This window comes from Geobacillus sp. JS12, assembly GCF_001592395.1.
Taxonomy (GTDB): Bacteria; Bacillota; Bacilli; order Bacillales; family Anoxybacillaceae; genus Geobacillus; species Geobacillus zalihae.
Window position 1 is genome coordinate 1,839,423 of the sequence record NZ_CP014749.1, and the last position, 19,464, is coordinate 1,858,886.

Annotated in this window: 20 protein-coding genes and 1 pseudogene; 1 reads left to right on the forward strand and 20 read right to left on the reverse strand. The window is 55.9% G+C overall.

The features are described from left to right. Nucleotides 1-175: 175 nt before the first annotated feature. Genes A0V43_RS08875 through A0V43_RS08905 form a run of 7 tightly spaced genes read right to left on the reverse strand, consistent with a single transcriptional unit; the run spans nt 176 to nt 5,778 of the window. A complete protein-coding gene (locus tag A0V43_RS08875) occupies nt 176-1,165 on the reverse strand; it encodes a bifunctional biotin--[acetyl-CoA-carboxylase] synthetase/biotin operon repressor (protein ID WP_013144917.1) in 990 nt (329 codons plus the stop codon). Beyond that, the gene (locus tag A0V43_RS08880) at nt 1,123-2,337 is read right to left on the reverse strand and encodes a CCA tRNA nucleotidyltransferase (protein ID WP_063192934.1); all 1,215 of its coding nucleotides are present in this window, start codon (nt 2,335-2,337) and stop codon (nt 1,123-1,125) included. Before A0V43_RS08880 ends, A0V43_RS08875 begins: the two co-directional genes overlap by 43 nt. Beyond that, nucleotides 2,334-3,470: an N-acetyl-alpha-D-glucosaminyl L-malate synthase BshA gene (gene bshA / locus A0V43_RS08885; protein WP_063192935.1), complete on the reverse strand. Its 1,137-nt coding sequence runs from the start codon at nt 3,468-3,470 to the stop codon at nt 2,334-2,336. Before bshA ends, A0V43_RS08880 begins: the two co-directional genes overlap by 4 nt. Beyond that, complete coding sequence (gene bshB1, locus A0V43_RS08890) at nt 3,467-4,177, reverse strand: bacillithiol biosynthesis deacetylase BshB1 (RefSeq protein ID WP_063192936.1); 711 nt, start codon at nt 4,175-4,177, stop codon at nt 3,467-3,469. Before bshB1 ends, bshA begins: the two co-directional genes overlap by 4 nt. Before the next feature lie 5 nt (nt 4,178-4,182). After that, on the reverse strand, nt 4,183-4,617 hold the full coding sequence (locus tag A0V43_RS08895; RefSeq protein ID WP_063192937.1) for a methylglyoxal synthase: 435 nt from the start codon (nt 4,615-4,617) through the stop codon (nt 4,183-4,185). 31 nt (nt 4,618-4,648) lie between these two features. Beyond that, the gene (gene dapB, locus A0V43_RS08900; protein WP_011231670.1) at nt 4,649-5,446 is read right to left on the reverse strand and encodes a 4-hydroxy-tetrahydrodipicolinate reductase; all 798 of its coding nucleotides are present in this window, start codon (nt 5,444-5,446) and stop codon (nt 4,649-4,651) included. Continuing rightward, nucleotides 5,443-5,778, reverse strand: coding sequence for a nucleotide pyrophosphohydrolase (locus A0V43_RS08905; protein WP_063192938.1), 336 nt, complete (start codon nt 5,776-5,778; stop codon nt 5,443-5,445). The genes dapB and A0V43_RS08905 overlap by 4 nt, the downstream gene beginning before the upstream one ends. A 160-nt stretch (nt 5,779-5,938) precedes the next feature. On the opposite strand from A0V43_RS08905, the gene A0V43_RS08910 reads away from it, so the two are divergent. Further along, on the forward strand, nt 5,939-6,811 hold the full coding sequence (locus A0V43_RS08910) for a YitT family protein (protein ID WP_063192939.1): 873 nt from the start codon (nt 5,939-5,941) through the stop codon (nt 6,809-6,811). Between the two features lie 138 nt (nt 6,812-6,949). On the opposite strand, the gene ypjB is transcribed toward A0V43_RS08910, so the two are convergent. From ypjB to trpB, 13 genes and pseudogenes are all read right to left on the reverse strand, one after another. Then, nucleotides 6,950-7,738 (reverse strand): sporulation protein YpjB, encoded by a 789-nt coding sequence (gene ypjB, locus A0V43_RS08915; RefSeq protein WP_013524124.1) that lies wholly within the window; start codon nt 7,736-7,738, stop codon nt 6,950-6,952. 351 nt (nt 7,739-8,089) lie between these two features. Continuing rightward, on the reverse strand, nt 8,090-8,710 hold the full coding sequence (locus tag A0V43_RS08920) for a lipoprotein heptaprenylglyceryl N-acetyltransferase LhaT (RefSeq protein WP_063192940.1): 621 nt from the start codon (nt 8,708-8,710) through the stop codon (nt 8,090-8,092). 78 nt (nt 8,711-8,788) lie between these two features. Beyond that, the gene (locus A0V43_RS08925) at nt 8,789-9,553 is read right to left on the reverse strand and encodes a menaquinol-cytochrome c reductase cytochrome b/c subunit (RefSeq protein WP_063192941.1); all 765 of its coding nucleotides are present in this window, start codon (nt 9,551-9,553) and stop codon (nt 8,789-8,791) included. Nucleotides 9,554-9,602: 49 nt separating this feature from the next. Beyond that, on the reverse strand, nt 9,603-10,277 hold the full coding sequence (gene qcrB / locus A0V43_RS08930; RefSeq protein ID WP_011231676.1) for a menaquinol-cytochrome c reductase cytochrome b subunit: 675 nt from the start codon (nt 10,275-10,277) through the stop codon (nt 9,603-9,605). 3 nt (nt 10,278-10,280) lie between these two features. Beyond that, nucleotides 10,281-10,790, reverse strand: coding sequence for a Rieske (2Fe-2S) protein (locus A0V43_RS08935; protein WP_063192942.1), 510 nt, complete (start codon nt 10,788-10,790; stop codon nt 10,281-10,283). Nucleotides 10,791-10,934: 144 nt separating this feature from the next. Further along, nucleotides 10,935-11,390: a YpiF family protein gene (locus A0V43_RS08940; RefSeq protein WP_063192943.1), complete on the reverse strand. Its 456-nt coding sequence runs from the start codon at nt 11,388-11,390 to the stop codon at nt 10,935-10,937. Between the two features lie 88 nt (nt 11,391-11,478). Continuing rightward, nucleotides 11,479-12,012, reverse strand: a complete 534-nt coding sequence (locus tag A0V43_RS08945) for a ReoY family proteolytic degradation factor (RefSeq protein WP_013144907.1) — start codon at nt 12,010-12,012, stop codon at nt 11,479-11,481. A gap of 56 nt (nt 12,013-12,068) precedes the next feature. Next, nucleotides 12,069-13,325: a tetratricopeptide repeat protein gene (locus A0V43_RS08950; RefSeq protein ID WP_053415046.1), complete on the reverse strand. Its 1,257-nt coding sequence runs from the start codon at nt 13,323-13,325 to the stop codon at nt 12,069-12,071. Nucleotides 13,326-13,613: 288 nt separating this feature from the next. Continuing rightward, nucleotides 13,614-14,897, reverse strand: coding sequence for a 3-phosphoshikimate 1-carboxyvinyltransferase (gene aroA, locus A0V43_RS08955; RefSeq protein ID WP_063192944.1), 1,284 nt, complete (start codon nt 14,895-14,897; stop codon nt 13,614-13,616). A 27-nt stretch (nt 14,898-14,924) separates the two neighbouring features. Continuing rightward, the gene (locus A0V43_RS08960; protein WP_013144904.1) at nt 14,925-16,028 is read right to left on the reverse strand and encodes a prephenate dehydrogenase; all 1,104 of its coding nucleotides are present in this window, start codon (nt 16,026-16,028) and stop codon (nt 14,925-14,927) included. Nucleotides 16,029-16,115: 87 nt separating this feature from the next. After that, nucleotides 16,116-17,213 (reverse strand): histidinol-phosphate transaminase, encoded by a 1,098-nt coding sequence (gene hisC, locus A0V43_RS08965; RefSeq protein ID WP_063192945.1) that lies wholly within the window; start codon nt 17,211-17,213, stop codon nt 16,116-16,118. Nucleotides 17,214-17,244: 31 nt separating this feature from the next. Beyond that, nucleotides 17,245-18,050 (reverse strand): annotated as a pseudogene (trpA, locus tag A0V43_RS08970) (tryptophan synthase subunit alpha). Then, nucleotides 18,034-19,248 carry a tryptophan synthase subunit beta gene (gene trpB, locus A0V43_RS08975; RefSeq protein WP_047752892.1) on the reverse strand — a complete coding sequence of 405 codons (1,215 nt, stop codon included), beginning with the start codon at nt 19,246-19,248 and terminating at the stop codon, nt 18,034-18,036. Before trpB ends, trpA begins: the two are co-directional and overlap by 17 nt. Nucleotides 19,249-19,464: the final 216 nt, after the last annotated feature.

Genomic DNA, 19,464 nt, shown 5'->3' on the forward strand with positions numbered 1-19,464 from the left:
ACCGCCGTCGGTTTCGTTCATCCCTCTGTCCTAGTCCTTCAAAAAAGGATCAAGGCAGATCATTTCCTTCACCTATTCGTGCTGTCGGCCTCGGTGCAGTTCTTCTTGCGAAAGATACTGCCCTTTTCCTCGCTTTGTATTTTAACAAAATTGTTACAATTTTTCTAGTGGCAAATTAGAACTGAATATCGGCAGAATGGATGTAATGGATGTTCTTTTGCTCATCTTCAAGGATGAGCAGCCCGTCGTCGGTGATGCCGCGGGCGATGCCGTGAATCACGCCGTTCAGCGTTCTCGCTGTCACCGGCTTGCCGATCGAAACGGCGTACCCTTCCCAAAGAAGCTTAATCGGACGGAAGCCATGCGCCAAATATTGCTCATACAGCCGCTCAAGCCGGAACAAAATTTCCTGAATGAGCGGGGCGCGCTTTACGGGCCCGCCCTTTTCAATGGCCAGCGATGTCGCGATGGCCCGGATATCCTCCGGAAACTGCTCGATCGTTTGGTTGACGTTGATGCCGATGCCGATGATGACCGAATGGACGCGGTCAGGGTCGGCTTGCAGCTCTGTTAAAATGCCGACGCACTTTCTGCCGTCAAGCAAAATGTCATTCGGCCATTTAATGTCTGGGACAAGCCCGGTCACTTCCTGAATCGCCTGGCTGACGGCCACCGCGGCAAGCAACGTCAGCTGCGGCGCCCGCTGCGGCGGGATGGCCGGCCGCAAAATGAGGCTCATCCAAATGCCCGTCCCTTTTGGGGAAAACCATTTCCGATCCAAACGCCCGCGCCCGGCCTTTTGCTCTTCCGCGACGACGAGCGTTCCTTCCGGCGCCCCTTCATACGCGAGCCTTGCCGCAATGCGCTGCGTCGAATCGACTTCGTCAAAAAAGTGGATCGTGTGGCCAAGTTTTTCCGTTTTTAAGCCGAGCTGGATTTCGTTGGCCGTCACTTTATCCGGCGTGCTGATAATCCGGTAGCCAAGGCGGCGCACTGCTTCGAGTTCAAATCCTTCTTTGCGCAGCTCCTCGATGTGTTTCCATACGGCCGCCCGCGAACAGCCGAGCTGTTCGCTGATTTTTTGCCCGGACAAAAACTCGCCGTTCGCTTCGGCAAACAACTCTAACAGTTTTTTTCGTGTGTCCGATTGCGCTCCATGAGCCATGCGTAAATCCGCTCCTTCTCATTTTCGACTTCGCTGCTGACGACCGCCCGCCAGATGGCATCCAGCGTCTCTTTCACCCACGGACCGGCCGGTTTTCCAGCCCAGCGAATGACGTCTTTCCCGTTGACGGCAAGCTCCCCTTTCGTTTTGATCGGCAGCGCCGCAAAGCGGCGGCGGAGCTCCTCATGATGCGGTTCAGACGGCGCGCCGCAAAGCGCGGCGCGCACCGCTTCAACCGATAGCGCCCGCTCGAGGCCGGCTGAAAACAACTGTTCGTTCGTCCACTCCTCCGGCCTAGGGACATCATCGAGCGCCGCCAAAATGGCGCCAGCTTCATCGATTACTTTGTTGGGAAGCTTCCAGGCGCGCAAAAACGGACGGATGTCTTTGACATCAAGCGCGCGGCAAAGAAGCGCCCAGCGCTCTTCGCGCTTTGTAAGCCACGGCCAGCGAAAGGCGGCGGCCGAGCGCAGCAGCTGCACTTTTGCGGCCAGCCCAGGCAAATAAGCGAACAGCCCGGTATCGGCCAACAGCGGCAGCGCCTCGGCAACGAACGGACCGGCGAGCAGTTTTTCCATTTCCATGGTCATCCGTTCGACAGAAATGTGGGCCATAAGCGGTGCGTTTTGGACAATCGCGCTCTTCGTATCCTCAGAGAGCGCAAATCCGAGCTGGCTGACGAAGCGAACAGCCCGCATCATGCGGAGCGCATCTTCGCGAAACCGTTCGTCCGCCGCCCCGACCGTGCAAATGAGCCGCCGCTCGATCGCCTCTTGTCCGCCAAACGGATCAATGATCGTTCCGCGTTCATCCATGGCGATGGCGTTCATCGTGAAATCGCGCCGCTTTAAGTCTTCCTCAAGCGAACGAACGAACGTCACCGACTCCGGACGGCGATGGTCCTCATAATCGCCGTCCGTGCGGAATGTCGTCACTTCGTACGCCGTTCCTTCATGCACGACGACGACCGTGCCGTGTTTCGAACCGACGTCGATCGTTTTCGGAAACAAGCGCATCACTTCTTCCGGCAGAGCGCTTGTCGCGATATCGACGTCGCCGATCGCACGCCCGATCAAAAAGTCGCGCACCGCGCCTCCGACAAAATACGCCTCATAGCCATGCCGCTTCAATTGTCGGATAATGCCGAGCGCCTGTTCAAACGGCGGTTTCATCGTTTCACCTTCCTTGCCGCAAGCGAAGCGTACAGCTGTTCATACTGGCCGACGATGTCGGCCGAGCGGAACTTGCGCTCAACCGTTTGCACCGCCTGTCTTGCCATCTCAGCGTGCAACCGGCAGTCTGTCAACAGCGCCATCGCCTGTCTTGCTGCCTCTTTGACATCGCCAAGCGGGCATAAAAACCCGGTTTTCCCATCCTCAATCACTTCCGGAATCCCGCCGATGGCCGTGCCGATGCACGGAACGCCGCACGCCATCGCTTCAAGCAATACGAGCCCGAAGCTTTCTTTTTCCGACAAAAGCATCATCACATCACTGATCGAATACAGCTCTTCGAGTTTATCCTGTTTTCCTAAAAAGCGGACATCATCTTGCAGCCCAAGCTCTTTCACAAGCCGGCAGACGACGGTCATTTCCGGACCGTCGCCGACAAGCAAGAGCTTGGCTGACACGTGCCGGCGCACGATGGCAAACGCTCGCACTACATCAGGCACACGCTTCACTTTCCGGAAATTCGAGACATGGATCACAACTCGTTCATCGTCGCGAATGCCGTACTCGCGCCGTAAATGGCCCGCTTCCCGACGACGGTAGACGCGTTCATCGACAAAATTGTAGACGGTATGGATCGTCGCTTGCACATCGAGCAGTTCATACGTCTGCCGGGCAAGGGCGTCAGACACCGCCGTAACGATATCCGACTGCTCGATGCCAAATTTGATCATATCGGAAAGCGACGGGTCATAGCCTAACACGGTGATATCCGTGCCGTGCAGCGTCGTGATGATCGGCAGCTCGCCGACCATTTGCCGCGCCAACACCGCACAGACGGCATGAGGAACGGCGTAATGGGCATGAAGCACATCGAGCCGTTCCCGCTTTGCCACCTCAGCAATTTTGCTTGCCAATGCCAAATCGTACGGCGGGTATTGAAAGACGGAATATTGGTTGACACTGACTTCATGATAATAAATGTTGCCGTACACTTTATTCAAACGAAACGGCATGCTCGATGAGATAAAGTGAATCTCATGCCCCCGCTCCGCCAGCAGCTTGCCAAGCTCAGTGGCGACCACTCCCGAGCCCCCGACCGTCGGATAGCAAACAATCCCGATTTTCAGCTTCATCGCTCCTCCTCAAACAAATTGGAAAGATGAATCGGCGTTTTCGTCAAAAACCCTTCCGCATACGCCGCGCCGATTTGTTGACCGAACCAGCGCTCGCGGCTTTCAATCATCTCGATGTAGCCGTTGGTCAGCGGGGTGTCAACCGAGCCAGGCCGTTTTTGAAACTGGCTTTCGTACGCGCGCAGGCTGTCCAGCTTGTCATCGATCGTTTCGCTAATATCGATGAGAAAATGCGGGCGGCAAAAGGCATTGATCATATAATAATACACCGCCCGAACGCGGTGCGCATCGCCAAGCTCTCCGGCGCCATAGCGGCGGATGCCGGCGGAAAAGACCGCTTCCTCGACAAGGCGGGCGCATCGCCCGTGATCCGGATGTCGATCTTCCCAATAGGGGGCGAATACAAGGCGCGGCCGATAGCGGCGGATGACCGCTGCGATCTGGCGGATCGCCTCTTCCTCGACGTAAAGGCCGCGGTCAGGCAACCCAAGATTGAACCGCTCGGATACACCGAGCCGGCGGGCCGCCTCGGCCGCCTCTCTCTGCCGCTCGTCGACCGTGCCGTTGGACGACAGCTCGGCTTGCGTCAAGTCGCAAATGACAATACGGTACCCACGGCGTACGTATTTGGCGATCGTCCCTCCCATGCCGATTTCGACATCATCCGGATGGGCGCCGAACGCCAACAAGTCACACGTTTCCATCATCGCTGTCACCTTTCTGTTTTCGATTCCTCCCCGCCTTTTGTTCGGCCGCGCACAATGCTGCGCCATGCCAAATCGCCGCGCTCCAACGCGCGGATGAGCAACTCGGCCGTGCCGATGTTCGTCGCCAACGGCACGGCATAGACGTCGCAAAGCCGCATCAATGCGCTGATGTCCGGCTCATGCGGCTGGGCGGTGAGCGGATCGCGGAAAAAAATGACCAGATCCATTTCATTGCGGGCGATCATCGCCCCGATTTCTTGGTCGCCTCCGTACGGCCCCGATTGGAAGCGATGAACGGGAAGACCGGTCGCCTCCTGGATGCGCAAGCCGGTCGTGCCGGTGGCGTACAATTCATGGTTGGCAAGCACAGGCGCATAGGCGGTCGCAAATGCGACCATCTCTTCCTTTTTTTGGTCATGGGCAATTAACGCGATTTTCATTCCATTCTCCCCCGTTTGCGCAGTTTGCACACTATTCCAAAATATGCTCCAGCCCATAGACAAGCGTATGTAAATGCATCACCGTTTCCACTGCCAGCTTCACCCCGGACATAAACGAGCGGCGGTCGAACGAATCGTGGCGGATCGTCAACGTCTGGCCGTTGCCGCCGAAAATCACTTCTTGATGAGCGACAAAGCCCGGCAGACGGACGCTGTGGATCGGGATGCCGTCATATTCCGCGCCGCGCGCGCCAGCAAGCGTTTCCTTTTCGTTCGGGTGGCCTTGCTTTTTCGACGGTCGCACTTCGGCAATGAGCTGCGCCGTCTTCAACGCCGTTCCGGACGGTGCGTCAAGCTTTTGATCATGGTGCAATTCAATGATTTCCACATCAGTGAAATATTTGGCCGCCATGCGGGCGAATTTCATCATCAACACCGCTCCGACGGCAAAGTTCGGCGCAATGATGGCGCCGATTTCTTTCTCTTCCGCCAGCTTGGTGAGCCGCTCGATATCTTCCGGCGTAAATCCAGTCGTGCCGACGACCGGACGAACGCCGTAACGCAGCGCCAGCTCGGTGTGCCGCTTTCCGGCTTCCGGCGTTGTCAAATCGATCAATACATCCGGCTTCACCTCGGCAAAACAGCGGGCCGCATCGGTGTAAATCGGGGCGTTGACGCCGGAAAATCCGTCGATCTCCGCTAAATTTTGTCCATCGTAACGGCGGTCGATGACCGCAGCCAGTTCAAAGTGATCGGTTTGCTGCACGAGCGCAACCGCCTCTCGGCCCATGCGGCCGCGCGGCCCCGCGATGGCAATGCGAATCGTCATGATCCTTCCTCCTTCCGCGTCCAGCGGTCGCGGTCGCGGGTGCGAAACTTGTCCATCACCCGGTCGTGCGCCGCCTGCAAATCAATGCTGAGCGAATTGGCGAAGCAAATGAGCACAAACAGCAAATCGCCCAGCTCTTCTTCCACCGTTTTTTCTTGTTCGGTCGCCTTTTTCGGTTTTTCCCCGTAGTAATGGTTCACCTCGCGCGCCAGCTCGCCGAGCTCTTCCGTCAGCCGCGCCAGCATGGCGAGCGGGCTGAAATAGCCTTCTTTGAATTGACTGATATAGTCATCCACTTCCTGTTGCATTTGTTTCATCGTTTTCTCCTGCATGGCTTGTCACCTCGTCTGTTTTCATGTTAGCGAAAAGCGGCGCATTTGACAAATGTTTTCGCCCGCTGTCAATTCCGTCCGTTTTCGCTCGTCATTGCCTATATGGACAAGTTCCTCTATAATTAAGGGCGCCGACTATTTTTGCGGACGGAGGGACGGTATGATTTTTGGACTAAAGATCAAAAACTGCCTGTTTATTTTGCTTGGCGCCGCCATTTTCGCCTTCGGGCTCGTTCATTTCAACATGCAAAACAATTTGGCGGAAGGCGGGTTTACTGGCATTACGCTTCTTCTTTATTTTTTGTTCGGACTGGATCCAGCGATCACCAACTTGGCGCTCAACATTCCGCTCTTTTTCATCGGCTGGAAGCTGCTCGGCCGCCAGACGTTTCTCTATACCGTCATCGGCACGGTCGCCGTTTCCGTCTTTTTGTCCATCTTTCAGCGCTACATGATTCATATGCCGCTTCGACATGACATGACGCTCGCCGCCTTGTTTGCCGGCGTCTTTATCGGCGTCGGCCTCGGCATTATTTTCCGCTACGGCGGCACAACCGGAGGCGTCGATATTATCGCCCGCCTCGTCCATAAATATAAAGGCATCAGCATGGGCAAAACGATGTTTGCCTTTGACGCCGCCGTCATCACGTTGTCGCTTCTTCTTTACCTGTCATACCGCGAGGCGATGTATACGTTGGTCGCCGTCTTTATCGCCGCCCGGGTCATTGATTTTCTGCAGGAAGGCGGCTATGCGGCAAAAGGGGCGACCATCATCTCAGAAAAAAGCGAAGAGATCGCCAACCGGATCTTGACAGAGATGGAGCGCGGCGTCACCGTGCTGAAAGGGCGCGGCTCATATACGAAGCGCGACCGCGACGTCTTGTATTGCGTCGTCGCCAAAAACGAACTGCCGCGCTTAAAAAGTGTCATTATATCCGTTGATCCGCATGCGTTCGTCGCCGTCACCGATGTGCATGATGTGCTCGGCGAAGGGTTTACGCTCGATGAACAAAAGCGGCCGCTGGAACCATGAAAAGCCGCTGGCGCGAAAGCCCAACCGGGACAAGCCCGGCAAGCGCCGCTTGAAAGTGCCGGGGCGGTGCTTGCACAAAGCGACGGGAAAACAAAACAGAGGGGGAAATGTTTCCCCCTCGCAAAAAGCGCCGGTCTTTTAATCTTCCGGCTGCCGCGCCCGCTTCTCTTCCTTTTCTCCTTTGTACTTCCGCCAGCCAACGTACGTCAGCGTCAACACGATCACTCCGCCAGTGGAAATCATCACCCAAATCAGCGACGGATCAGCTTCGTCCTTTTTCACCCCGGCAAACAGCGCTTCAAGATCTTGACGCGCATCGGCGAGTTGCTCACGCTGCTCGTCTTCGCCGCGTTGCCAAAACGCGGCGGCCTGCAACGCCTCAAGATCGTCATCGACCTTTGTCGCGATATCCGGCGGCACGTCGATTTTCACACTCGGCTCGATCAATGTATAGCGGTCAAGCAACTGGCGGAGGGCAGCGGCATACGCTTTCTGCTCGCCTTGTTGTGCCGCCTTTTCGACCGCGGCAAACGCCTCCATGACAGCCGGCTCCATCTCCGTCCAAAGCGGCTGGTATGTCGAATGGATGGCGTCAACAACAAGGCGAAACTGGGTGATCGCCGCCACTTTGTCTTCCGCGGAGATCGGCGCCGTCATCGCCTTGACTGCCTGCTCGTGCGTCACGGTCACCGCCCGCAATTCATCGGCCGATTTCAACCGTTCTTTTGCCCCAAGGGCGAAAAACCGCTCGGAAAAATAGCGGAGCACTTCTTTTGCTTCGGCAAAACGACCGTTTTTCGCCAATTGCAGCGCCTCGTCGGAAATATCGTCCAACTGCTCCCAACCGTTTGTTTGTCCAGCCGCGCCAATGGGCGCTGGCCATAAAAAGGCGAGCGACAACAACATGGCTAGCCCGATTCGCTTCATCATCGTCCCTCCCTCATCCACTAGTACAATGTATGAAGGAGTGGACAAGAGTAGACCAGGCAACTGCTATATAGATGCAATTCGAAGCTTTGCCATTTGCAGCTTTTACCGAGCATTTGATCGACTGTCGGGCGACCGAACAACGCCGCTTCCAGACCCATGTATGGGTCTGTGAAGCGGGTGGTTGTTCGGTCTTCCGTCACGCCTTGGCGTGACGGAGGCAAGCCTGTGGCTTGCCTTCGACAGTCGAAAAATGGACAAGTGACTTTTCCATCAAGGATATGTTAAAGTTTTTCGTTGCATCTATATATAGAAAGCTGCCGCCCAACGTTCCTCCTTGTGTTCCACGCTCTACTCTGATGCCTGCCGGAAAGACATGCCGCCCGGCAGAAGCGGCTGGCGCCGGAGGCGGACGCCAAGCTGGTACGCAGCGGCAATCGATGCGATGCTCAACCAAAACGTAAAATAGCCGATTTCGTTGGCGTAGTCAGCCAGCACACTATAGCGCGGCATCATGCCAAAAACGTAGTCGATGACATCGTTATGCAGCGTCCAAACGGCCGCCAGCATAAGGTGAAGGAAGCGGAATCGATAAAACCGGGCGTACAGCATTCCTTCGATCGCCATCGCCCCGTGCGAAACGATGAGCATCCAGCCGGCCCAATCGAGCGTGCCGGTGACGCGCCAAACGAGCACATTCATAACGACCGCCCAAATTCCATACTTCACAAGCGTCACCAAAGCCAACGCTTCAAAAAGCGGCGCCGACCTGCCGAAAAGCCATGCCACAAGGACGACAAGAAAAAAAAGGCTCGCCGTCGGACTGTCGGGAACAAACGGCAAAAAGACGGGCGGAGTATCGGCAAGTTGATAACGATACCAATAATATCCATAGATGGTGCCGGCCGCGTTGACGAACAAGAGCAGCCAAACAACCGGCCGGGAAGCCAACAGCGCATAAAGCCATACCATCATCTGCACCTCGCCTCGGTTTCATGTTGGCACGAAAAAAGCTGACTAACGCGAGTCAGCTTTTTCGTGTCGAAACGATTATTCCGCTTTCAGTCCGGCGATGAATTCGGACAGTTTTTTCAACTCTTCATCCGTGCCCTTAAAGACGCCGGCCGGCATGTTGCCTTTCCCTTCTCTCGCGATTTTCGCGATTTCTTCCGGTTTCAAGCCGGTGCCGATGAGCGACGGACCAGCGCCGCCGGACAAGTTTTGTCCGTGGCACGATGTACATGTGTTCGCTTGGGCGATTTTATAGCCTTCCGCGTTCGTGTCAATTTTCACTTCCGCCCGAATTTTCCCTTGTTCAGCCGCTTTTTTCCAGTCATGTGTAACGACCGATTCCCATGTCAAATAAATCATCGCTGCAAGCGCCAACAGCATCATCCCGGTCGCGACCGGACGCTTCCAAGGACGGCGCTCTGGGCCGCGGTCCAAAAACGGCGCCAACAAGAGCGCGCCGAACGCCAACCCCGGGATGATGATCGCGCCGACGACCGTATACGGACCAGACGCATACGAATATTTGAGCAATTGGTATAAGAACAAGAAATACCAGTCAGGCAGCGGCACGTACGTCGTGTCCGTCGGGTCGGCGATCCGCTCAAGCGGCGACGGATGGGCGACCGTCAAACATAAGAAACCGACGAGAAAGACCGATCCGACCAACCATTCCTTAAGCAGGAAGTTCGGCCAAAACACTTCCGTTTTCCCGGGATATTCCGAATAGTCCTTTGGAATATTCGGTTTTCTCACCGCGGGAACACGGGAATCGCCGACGAATTTCATTCCTTTTCCGCGATGCATTGCGTGGTTCCCTCCTTTTTTCTATCACCTCTAAACGCGGGCCGACCGATCATAGCGGACCGGAAATGCCTTGTCTGCGAATCATTAAAAAGTGCGCTGCCATTAAGCCGAGTAAAGCGGCCGGCAAGAAGAAGACGTGAATGGCAAAGAAGCGCGTCAACGTTTGCGCGCCGACAATTTCTGGGTCCCCAGCTAACAGCGTCTTAATGGCCGGGCCAATGAGCGGCGTCGCTTCCGCGATTTGCAAACCAACTTTCGTCGCAAACAGCGCTTTCATATCCCACGGCAACAAGTAGCCGGTGAAGCCAAGACCCATCATCACCATAAAGATCAATACGCCGACGATCCAGTTCATTTCGCGCGGCTTTTTATAAGCCCCTTGGAAAAAGACGCGCAGCGTATGTAAAAACATCATGACGATGACAAGGCTCGCCCCCCAGTGGTGCATACCGCGCACAATTTGGCCGAACGCCACTTCGTTTTGCAAGTAATACACCGATTCCCACGCGTTTTTAATATCCGGGACGTAGTACATCGTCAAAAACATGCCTGACAAAATTTGAATGACCGTGACAAAAAACGTCAGCCCGCCGAAACAATAGACAAAGGCGGAAAAATGATGGGCGGGGTTGACGTGCTCCGGAACTTCGTGATCGGCGATATCCCGCCATAAAGGCGTAATATCTAAGCGTTCATCGACCCAGTCATACAGCTTGTTTAACACGCATTACGCCTCCTTTCTTGGTTTCGCCTTGCCTAAATACAGCTTGCCGTCTTTCACTTTGTACTCGTAACGGTCAAGCGGAGCTTGCGGCGGCGTCCCCTTAACGTTCGTGCCGTCCTTCTCATAGCGCCCATAGTGGCATGGGCAGAAAAACTGGTTCGGATGCTCTTTGTCCGTGTTCCAGTCGACCGTACAGCCAAGGTGTTTGCAGATCGGCGAAAGGGCGATGATCTCCCCTTTTTCATCCTTGTACACCCAAGCTGACTTCGGCTCTTCCGACTCATACCAAGCGTCTTTCACCTTCACTTTAAAGTCGAAGCGCTTCGGTTCGGTCGTAATCTCTTTGACGTCTGCTACCGCGACCATCTCCGTCCCTGCTTCATCCTTCAAGATCGGATCGAAAGCAAAACGGAGCATCGGCATCAGCATCCCTGCCGCCATAAAACCGCCGACGCCGGTCAGCGTGTAGTTTAAAAACTGACGTCTCGTTACACGATGTTTGTTGTCGCTCATCGTCTTCCCCCCTCTATGCAAAATCAAGTCCGCACCGGACGATTGTATGTATAACACATATGGAAAACTAGGACATTCTAATGATAGCTCAATTGCTGGACAAGGTCAATATCGCAGGCGGCAAAACGTCGGACTTTGCCGCATCTACTCTTGCACCCATCGACCGATGAGAAAGCGGAGCAGCTCGGCGGCCTGCTCTCTGACAAGCTCGTGCTTGTACGATTCACCCATGCTCTCGAGCGGAACAACCGGAACGAACCAAACGCGGTCAGCTTCTTCGCCCTCTTGCCACGCACGGTCGCACGTCACATAAAACAGATGCTTCATTCCTTCCCGCCTAAGCCGGTTGGTCCAATCCGCCAGCCTTTCGGTAAGCAGCGCCCGCGGCTCATCGGCAAAATACACAAACGACGGCATCAAAAACAACCGGCCCTTCAGCTGCCGCTCGACCTCGGCCGCGATGAGCCCGACAAGCTCCCCGCCGGAAGCGAGCCGCTTCGCTCCTTGGCCGAAAGCCACCGGCAAAAGCGGAAGGAGCGCCGTGTCGATGTAGTCGCGCTCTCGTTCATAGAGGGCGACGTCCTCGCCTGTCCACTTCATTCGTACTCTCCTTTTCCTTAAAGTTTCTTCCCTTCATCACCATACCATATTTTTCGGCAAAAGAAAAACCTTGCCGGCGGCAAGGTTTTTACAATTTGTTTAATTCATCGGTCAGGCGGCGGAACGCCTCTTCATCATGGCGGTCAAGCGCCTCATCGATCAGCTTCATGAGCCGCCCGCGCCGGAATTCGTAAATGGAGCGTTCCAAAAACTGCTCGGCGAGGCGCTGGTCGTTTTCGCTCACTTGCGCCTGCTTCGGCGCATACGGGTTTTCCTCAAGCACAGCGACATATTGCGGCGAGTGAAAAGAAGCGCGGAAATTCAGTTGAATGTAAATATCTTCGTCGCGGTTTAAACGGATGTCATGGAACGATTTCTCTGCATCGGTTGTCATCACATTGCCTTTGTAAAAACGGAACGGCACATCGTCGACGCAGTGAGTCGACATAATGATGCCGCGCGGGCAATATTGGGCATTCTCGACAAAATGCACCTTTTGCATGAGCTGGTCATGGCTCATCAAATAGTTTAAAATCCAGACACACTCGCGCCGCTTCAACTGATAGTGGCTTAAAAACCAACGGATAAACTCTTTTTTCTCATTGACGGATACGTGCGTCATTCTGCGCTTCCCCCTCGATCGGTTTCCAAGAAAGAGGTTGGGCCACCGCTTCTCCCCTACTCTTCGAGCTCAAGCAGCATCTCCGCCGCCTCTGTATGGGTTGGGTCGAGACGGACGATCTGTTGAAATATTTCTTTCGCCGCCGCCCGATTTCCTTCCTCGATGAGAAAATATCCGTACTCTTCGAGGAACTCGACATTGTGCTTAAAGAAATTATATGCCTCGCCGTAATGATTTAATGCATCGTCGTACATCTCAAGCCGATGTTTGGCGCGCCCAAGGTCCCATTCAAACTGCGGATCGTACTCGCCATCGGCCATCGCCTGCTCAAGAAGCGCTACGACATCCTCATAGCGCTGTTCATTTAGCCAAAGCGCCGATAAAACCGTGAGCGCCTCGATGTACCCGCCATCGATCTCAAGCGCTTTTTTCAAATGTTCCTCTGCCTCCTCCGGCTTGTTCAGCTTGAGCGCCAGCTTGCCTGCGTAAAGGCGGAGCTCTTTGTTCCATTCGTCGACGCCAACGCCCTCAAGCGCCGTCTCATAGCTTTGCACGAGCCGTCCTTCTTGTTCATACGCTTTCGCCAAATAAAGGTAAAGCGGAGTGTAGTCCGGATCGAGCTCTTTTAAAGCGCTGAGCTTATCGATGGCCGTTTGTGTATAGCCGGCCTGCAACGCGGTGAATCCGTAGGCGAACAGCGTCCGGCTGTCCATTTTTTCATTGAGCGCCTCCTCATAATACGGAAGCGCCGCCTCGAATTCCCCGGAACGGCTGAGCGCCTCAGCGATCCGCTCAGTGATCAAGACGCCGGCCATCTCCTTATTCGTCTTCCGCACCTGTTCATAAAGCGGCACGCTTTTTGAGTATTCACCGTGCGAAAAATACAACTCAGCCAACGCAAACTGCACGATCGGCTCATCTGGAGCTTTCTCGTACGCTTGACGCAGCTTCCGCTCGCTCACTTCCGCCAGCCCTTGCATTTCGTACAAATCGGCGGCAAGAAGGCACGCGCGGACAAACTGCGGATCGTCTTCGTCGATCTCCGACAAAATGGCGAGCGCTTCCTCTTCGGCTTCAAGCTCCGTATACACTTCCGCCAAAAACAGGCGAATGTCGCCGTCATCCGGATAGCGGGCAGTCAGCTCCTCAAGCAGCTCCTTCGCCTCTTCCGGCATTCCCCATCCGTACAAGCAGTCGGCAAGCGCGTATTTTTCTTCATCACTTCCATATTTTTTCACTTTCGGCACGAGCGCCAACGCTTGGTCGACGTTTCCGTTTTCCACTAAGCGAATGATTTGTTCGACGCGTGTCATGGTTTCGTCAGCCCTCTCTTGCGGCAGGCGGCCGGGCGCCCACAGGAGCCCATCCGCCTTTGCCATTCAAATCGTTATGTACCGTTACAACGGGAACATGAATGATGATAATCGATCATGGCCGTTTCCGCAACCAAACCGCTCGCTGTCTGGAAGATGCGCCGTTTTTCGGCCAGAAACCGGGAATGTATCCGCTTTCAAAAAATGCGAAGCCAATTCCTCTCACTGACAAAATATGAACGAACAACGCAAAATATGACCTCCCGCCCGCTTGGGGCGGGAGGCCTTTTACAGCAGCGAGCGGAGATCGGCAAAAAACGCCGGATAGGAAACGGCGACCGCTTCCGAACGCTCGAGGCGGACTGTCCCTTTGGCGATGCAGGCAGCAACGGCGAGCATCATGCCGATGCGGTGGTCGCCATGGCTGTCGACAACAATCCCGTCGGCATAAAGCGGCGTTTTGCCGCGGATCATCATGCCGTCGTCGGTTGCTTCGATGTCAGCGCCGAGTTTTTTCAACTCGGTGACGACCGTATGGATCCGATTCGTCTCTTTCACCTTCAGTTCGCTCGCGTCTTTGATGACGGTCGTTCCTTCCGCCTGCGTCGCGAGCAAGGCAATGATCGGAATTTCGTCGATCAATCTTGGAATCAGATCCCCGCCGATTTCGACCGCCCGAAGCGTCGACGTGCGGACCGTAATATCACCGACCGGCTCGGTTTCCTCGTTGCGGACGTTGTCAATCGCAATATCCGCCCCCATTTGTGCAAGCACATCGATGATGCCGGTCCGCGTTGGATTTAAGCCGACGTTTTTCAGCGTAATTTCGCTGTTTGGCACAATGGCGCCGGCGACAAGGAAAAAGGCGGCTGACGAAATATCGCCGGGAACGTAAATGTGCGTCCCACGCAAGCGTTGCGGACCGGCCACCGAGACGGTCAAGCCATCCACATTCACTTCACCGCCAAACAACCGAACCATCCGCTCGGTATGGTCGCGCGAGCGGTGCGGCTCGGTGACCGACGTTACGCCGTCGGTGAACAAGCCCGCAAGCAAAACAGCTGATTTCACTTGCGCGCTCGCCACCGGCGAAGTGTAGCGAAGCGGACGAAGCGCGCCGCCGCGGATGGAAAGCGGCGTATAATTGCCGCCCTCACGCCCGTCAATACGCGCTCCCATTTCGCGAAGCGGTTTCGTCACCCGCCCCATCGGCCGCTTGGCGATCGATTCATCGCCGACAAGGCAGGCGTGAAACGGCTGGCCGGCCAAAATGCCCAAAAGCAGGCGCGCCGTCGTTCCCGAGTTGCCGACATCAAGCACCGCAGCCGGCTCGCGCAGCCCGCCGGGGCCGGCTCCTTCGACAACGACTGTCGTCCCGTCCTGGCGAATGTCAACGCCGAGTTTCCGGAAACAGTCGATCGTGCTTAAACAGTCCGCCCCAGGCAAAAAATGGTCAATCACCGTCCGTCCAGAAGCAAGCGCCCCGAGCATGACGGCGCGATGGGAAATCGATTTGTCGCCAGGGACTTCGATCATTCCTCGGAGCGACGACACGTTGGTTGGCAACTGCATGCAAAATCCCTCCATTGTTTTTCCTTGCTACCCTTCATAGGTGGCATAGTTCGTATGTTTGGCGAGGCACGCTTTCGCCCGCGCCCGATCGTCTTCGCTTTGGAAGCTGAGGCGGAGCACGCCGTAAATTTCTTCGCGCGTCTCAATGATGCGGATGTTCGTGATGCTGATGTTTTCCTCGGCCAAATAGCCGGTCACTTCGGAGATGACGCCCGGATAATCCGGCACGTCGACATACAAATCGTAAAACGACGGAATCGCTCCTTTCGTTCTCGACGGCAGCCCGTCGCGAAACTGTTTCGCCTCCAAAAAGTAATGGTAAATCGCGATGCTGTTTTCTTCTTCGACAAACGAACGCAGCCGCTCCATTTCGGCGATCCAGCGGTCAAAGAGCGCAAGCAGTTCATGCTTGTTATGGATAAAAATATCGCGCCACATTTCCGGATTGCTCGACGCGATGCGGGTGATGTCGCGGAAGCCGCCGGCCGCCAGCCGGCTGACGAGGGCGTTTTCGCACTCGTATTCGCGCGCCTGATGAACGAGGCTCGCCGCAATCAAATGCGGAAAATGGCTGATTACGCCAGTGATGCGGTCGTGCTCTTTGGGCGTTAAGATGACAAACTGCGCTTTCGTTCCCGCAAGCCACTGTTTCAACGCCTCGACTTGCTGCGGCGGCACATCGTCCGTCGGCGTCAAAATGTAAAAGGCGTTTTCAAACAGATGAGCCCTTGCGGCCGCCACACCGCTTTTATGCGACCCGGCCATCGGATGGCCGCCGATGAACGCTACGCCATGATCCAACAGGCGGCGGGCGCCTTGAACAATGCGCTGCTTCGTGCTGCCGACATCGGTAACGATAACGCCGCGCTTCAACCGCTCGAGCGGCATCGACGAAAGCAGCGCCTCCGTCTGCATGACCGGAACGGCCAGAACGATCAAATCCGCCTGTCCGTATCCGTCTTCGGGCGAACGGGCGGCTTCGTCGATCACCTTGAGCGAGCGCGCCAAGCCGAGCTGCCGCTCATTGACGTCGTAGCCGATGATCATCGCCTCCGGATGCGCTTTTTTAATCGCCAATGCAATCGATCCGCCGATCAAGCCGAGGCCGACAATGAACACTTTTCCTTCCAATCGTCCCACCTACTTTATGTAAACGTGCGCCCGCTGCTTTCGAAAAGCAACGGGCCGATCTTTTCTATCCATCCCGCCGCTGAACGGTCAGGCGAGCTGTTTTTCCCGAAGCAGTTGCGAAACGAGTTCCAACACCCGGTCGTTTTGCTCTTTCGTGCCAACCGTCACACGCACGCCGGTCGGCAGCCCAAGCGCTTGGCCAGAGCGGACAATGACGCCGCGCTCCAGCAAATAGCGGAACACTTCGTCGCCATCCAACCCGAAATCAATGAACAAAAAGTTTGTCTGCGATGGGTAATACTTCAGGCCGTTCTCCTCGCAAAAGCGATAATACCGCTCAAGCTCAGCGCGATTTCGTTCGACGCAGGCGCGGATGAACGCTTGATCGTCAAGTGCGGCCGCCGCGGCCGCTTGGGCGATGGTCGACGTGTTAAACGGCTCGCGCGCCGGCTCGACGGCGCGGATGAGCGTCTCACTCGCCACGCCGTAGCCGACGCGGAGCGCAGCGAGCCCGTATGCTTTCGAGAACGTGCGCATGACGACAAGCTGCTCGTACTCGTTTAAAAGCGGCACCGTTTGCGGGTAGTCGGGCGCCGTCGCATATTCGTAGTACGCTTCGTCCACGACGACAAGCACATGACGCGGCACGCGATCCAAAAAGGCGCGCAGCTCGGTGTCATTCACATACGTGCCCGTCGGGTTGTTCGGATTGCAAACCCAGACGATGCGCGTGTTTTCATCGATCACAGCAAGCATCGCCTCCAAATCATGACGCCCATCAACAAGCGGCACTTCGCGCACCTCGGCCCGCTCGATGATGGCATTGTGCCGGTATTGCGGGAATGTCGGCGCCGCCATCACCGTATTCGCCCCCGGCTCTAAAAAGGCGCGGCAAAGAATTTGCACCACCTCATCCGAACCGTTGCCAAACAGAAGCTGTGTTTCCTTGACGCCAAGATGCTTTGCCACCTTTTCGCGCAACGTGCGGGCGTAGCCGTCCGGATAGACGGCGAGGCGGTCAAGCTCAGCGGCGATGGCCGCTTTTGCCGCTGGCGACGAACCGTACGGATTCTCGTTAGAAGCAAGTTTGATAATCTCAGGCAAGCCATATTCCCGCTTGACTTCTTCGATCGATTTTCCCGGCTGGTACGGAGAAAGACCCCGGAGCGATTCCTTTACTTGCATGATTGTCGCCAACTCCTTCAATTCGGAACTTTTAGCGCGAAGAATAGGCTTCTCGAAGCGGCGCGGCAAGCGAACGGGCGTAGGCAGAAAACTCGGCGACGGCCGCTTCCCTTTCGTCCGGCGCCTGCAACCTCGAAGCCAGCTGCTCGACTTTTTGCACGAGCGCGCTGCCGACGACAACGCCGTCGCACACCTCTTTCAACATCGCGACTTGCTCCGGCGCCGAAATGCCAAAGCCGACGGCGACCGGGACGCGGCTATGCCGCTTCACTTCGCGGAGGAAATCGCCGAGCGTCTCCGGCAGCGTCTCACGCACGCCTGTAACGCCTAGCGAGGAGACGCAATACAAAAACCCTTGCGCCGCCGAAGCGATCCGCTCGATCCGCTGCTTCGACGTCGGCGCAACAAGCGAAATGAGCGGGAGACCAAACCGTTCGCCAAGTTCGCGGAGCGGACCGCTTTCCTCAAACGGCAAATCGGGAATGAGCACGCCGTCGGCGCCATTTTCCCGCGCTAAAGCAAAAAAGGATTCTTCTCCTAATTGTAACACAGGATTGTAATACGTAAAGAGAATAATCGGAATGTTTACCCCTTTTTTTCGCATCTCGCCAATAAGCTGAATGGCTTTCGGCAGCGTCATGCCCCGTCAAGCGCCCTTGCGGCGGCGCGTTGAATCGTCGGTCCGTCAGCGAGCGGGTCGGAGTACGGCACGCCAAGCTCTAATATGTCAGCGCCGGCCTCCTCAAGCGCCAAGGCGAGATCGATCGTCACATCGGGAGCCGGATCACCGGCAACGATAAACGGGATAAATAGCGGCGGATTAACGGACAGTGGCAATGTCTTCACCTTCCCTCGCACCAAGATGGCGCATCATCGTTTGCACATCTTTATCTCCGCGGCCGGACAGGCAAATGAGCACCGTTTCATCCGGCGGCATCTCGCGGGCGAGCTCGACGGCTTTCGCCACCGCATGGGCCGACTCGATGGCCGGAATGATGCCTTCCGTTTGCGCCAACAATTGAAACGCAGCGACGGCCTCGTCATCGGTCGCGCTTTCGTAGCGGACGCGGCCAATGCTCGCCAAATACGCATGTTCCGGGCCGACGCCGGGGTAATCAAGGCCGGCTGAGATCGAATACGGTTCGAGAATTTGTCCGTACTCGTCTTGCAACAGGTAGGTCATCGCCCCGTGTATGACCCCTTTCGTCCCTTTTGTGATGGTCGCCGCATGGTGCGGAGTGTCGATCCCTTTGCCGGCCGCCTCGACGCCGACGAGGCGGACGTCATCTTGCAAAAACGGGTAAAACATGCCGATGGCGTTGCTGCCGCCGCCGACGCAGGCAACGATGACATCCGGCAGCTTCCCTTCACGGGCGAGAAACTGTTCTTTCGCTTCATCGCCAATCACGCGCTGAAACTCGCGCACCATTTTCGGGTACGGATGCGGACCGACGACCGAGCCGATCATGTAAAAATGGTCGTCGCAGTGGGCGACCCAATAGCGAATCGCTTCGTTCGTCGCATCTTTCAACGTTCGGTTGCCGCTTGACACCGGCACGACTTCGGCGCCCAACAGTTTCATGCGAAACACGTTCAGCTCCTGCCGCTTGATGTCTTCTTCGCCCATAAAAACGATGCAATCCATGCCGAAATGGGCGGCCACCGTCGCCGCGGCGACGCCGTGCTGGCCGGCTCCGGTTTCCGCGATCAGCTTTTTCTTGCCCATCCGTTTTGCCAAAAGCGCCTGGCCAATCGCGTTGTTGATTTTATGGGCGCCCGTATGGTTTAAATCTTCGCGCTTTAAATACATTTTCGCGCCGCCGACTTGCCGTGTCAAATTCGGCGCGAACGTGAGCGGGGTCGGGCGACCGGAGTAATGCTGCAAAATGCGGATGTATTCTTGTTTGAACGATTCATCGGCAAGCGCTTTGTCAAGCTCCGCTTCGATTTCCTCAAGCGGAAGCATGAGCGTCTCAGGGACAAACTTGCCGCCGAAATCGCCAAACCGGCCGTATTCATTCGGAACGCGTTCCATCATCTAACCCCACCTTCTCCTTCATAAAAGTTGAAAGACGAAGAGCCGCATTTCTTCAGAGAGCCTGCGTTTGTTCATCGTCCGAGCGTCAGCGCCGTCTTTTGGCCCTTCGTTTTGTTATTTTTTTATCAGGTGTGTTGATGAACCAATAAAAAGTCTGTCGAGAAGGCTCTAGTCCGAGCTTTTCTGCCGTAGTCGGCAAGCGGCTCGCTCATG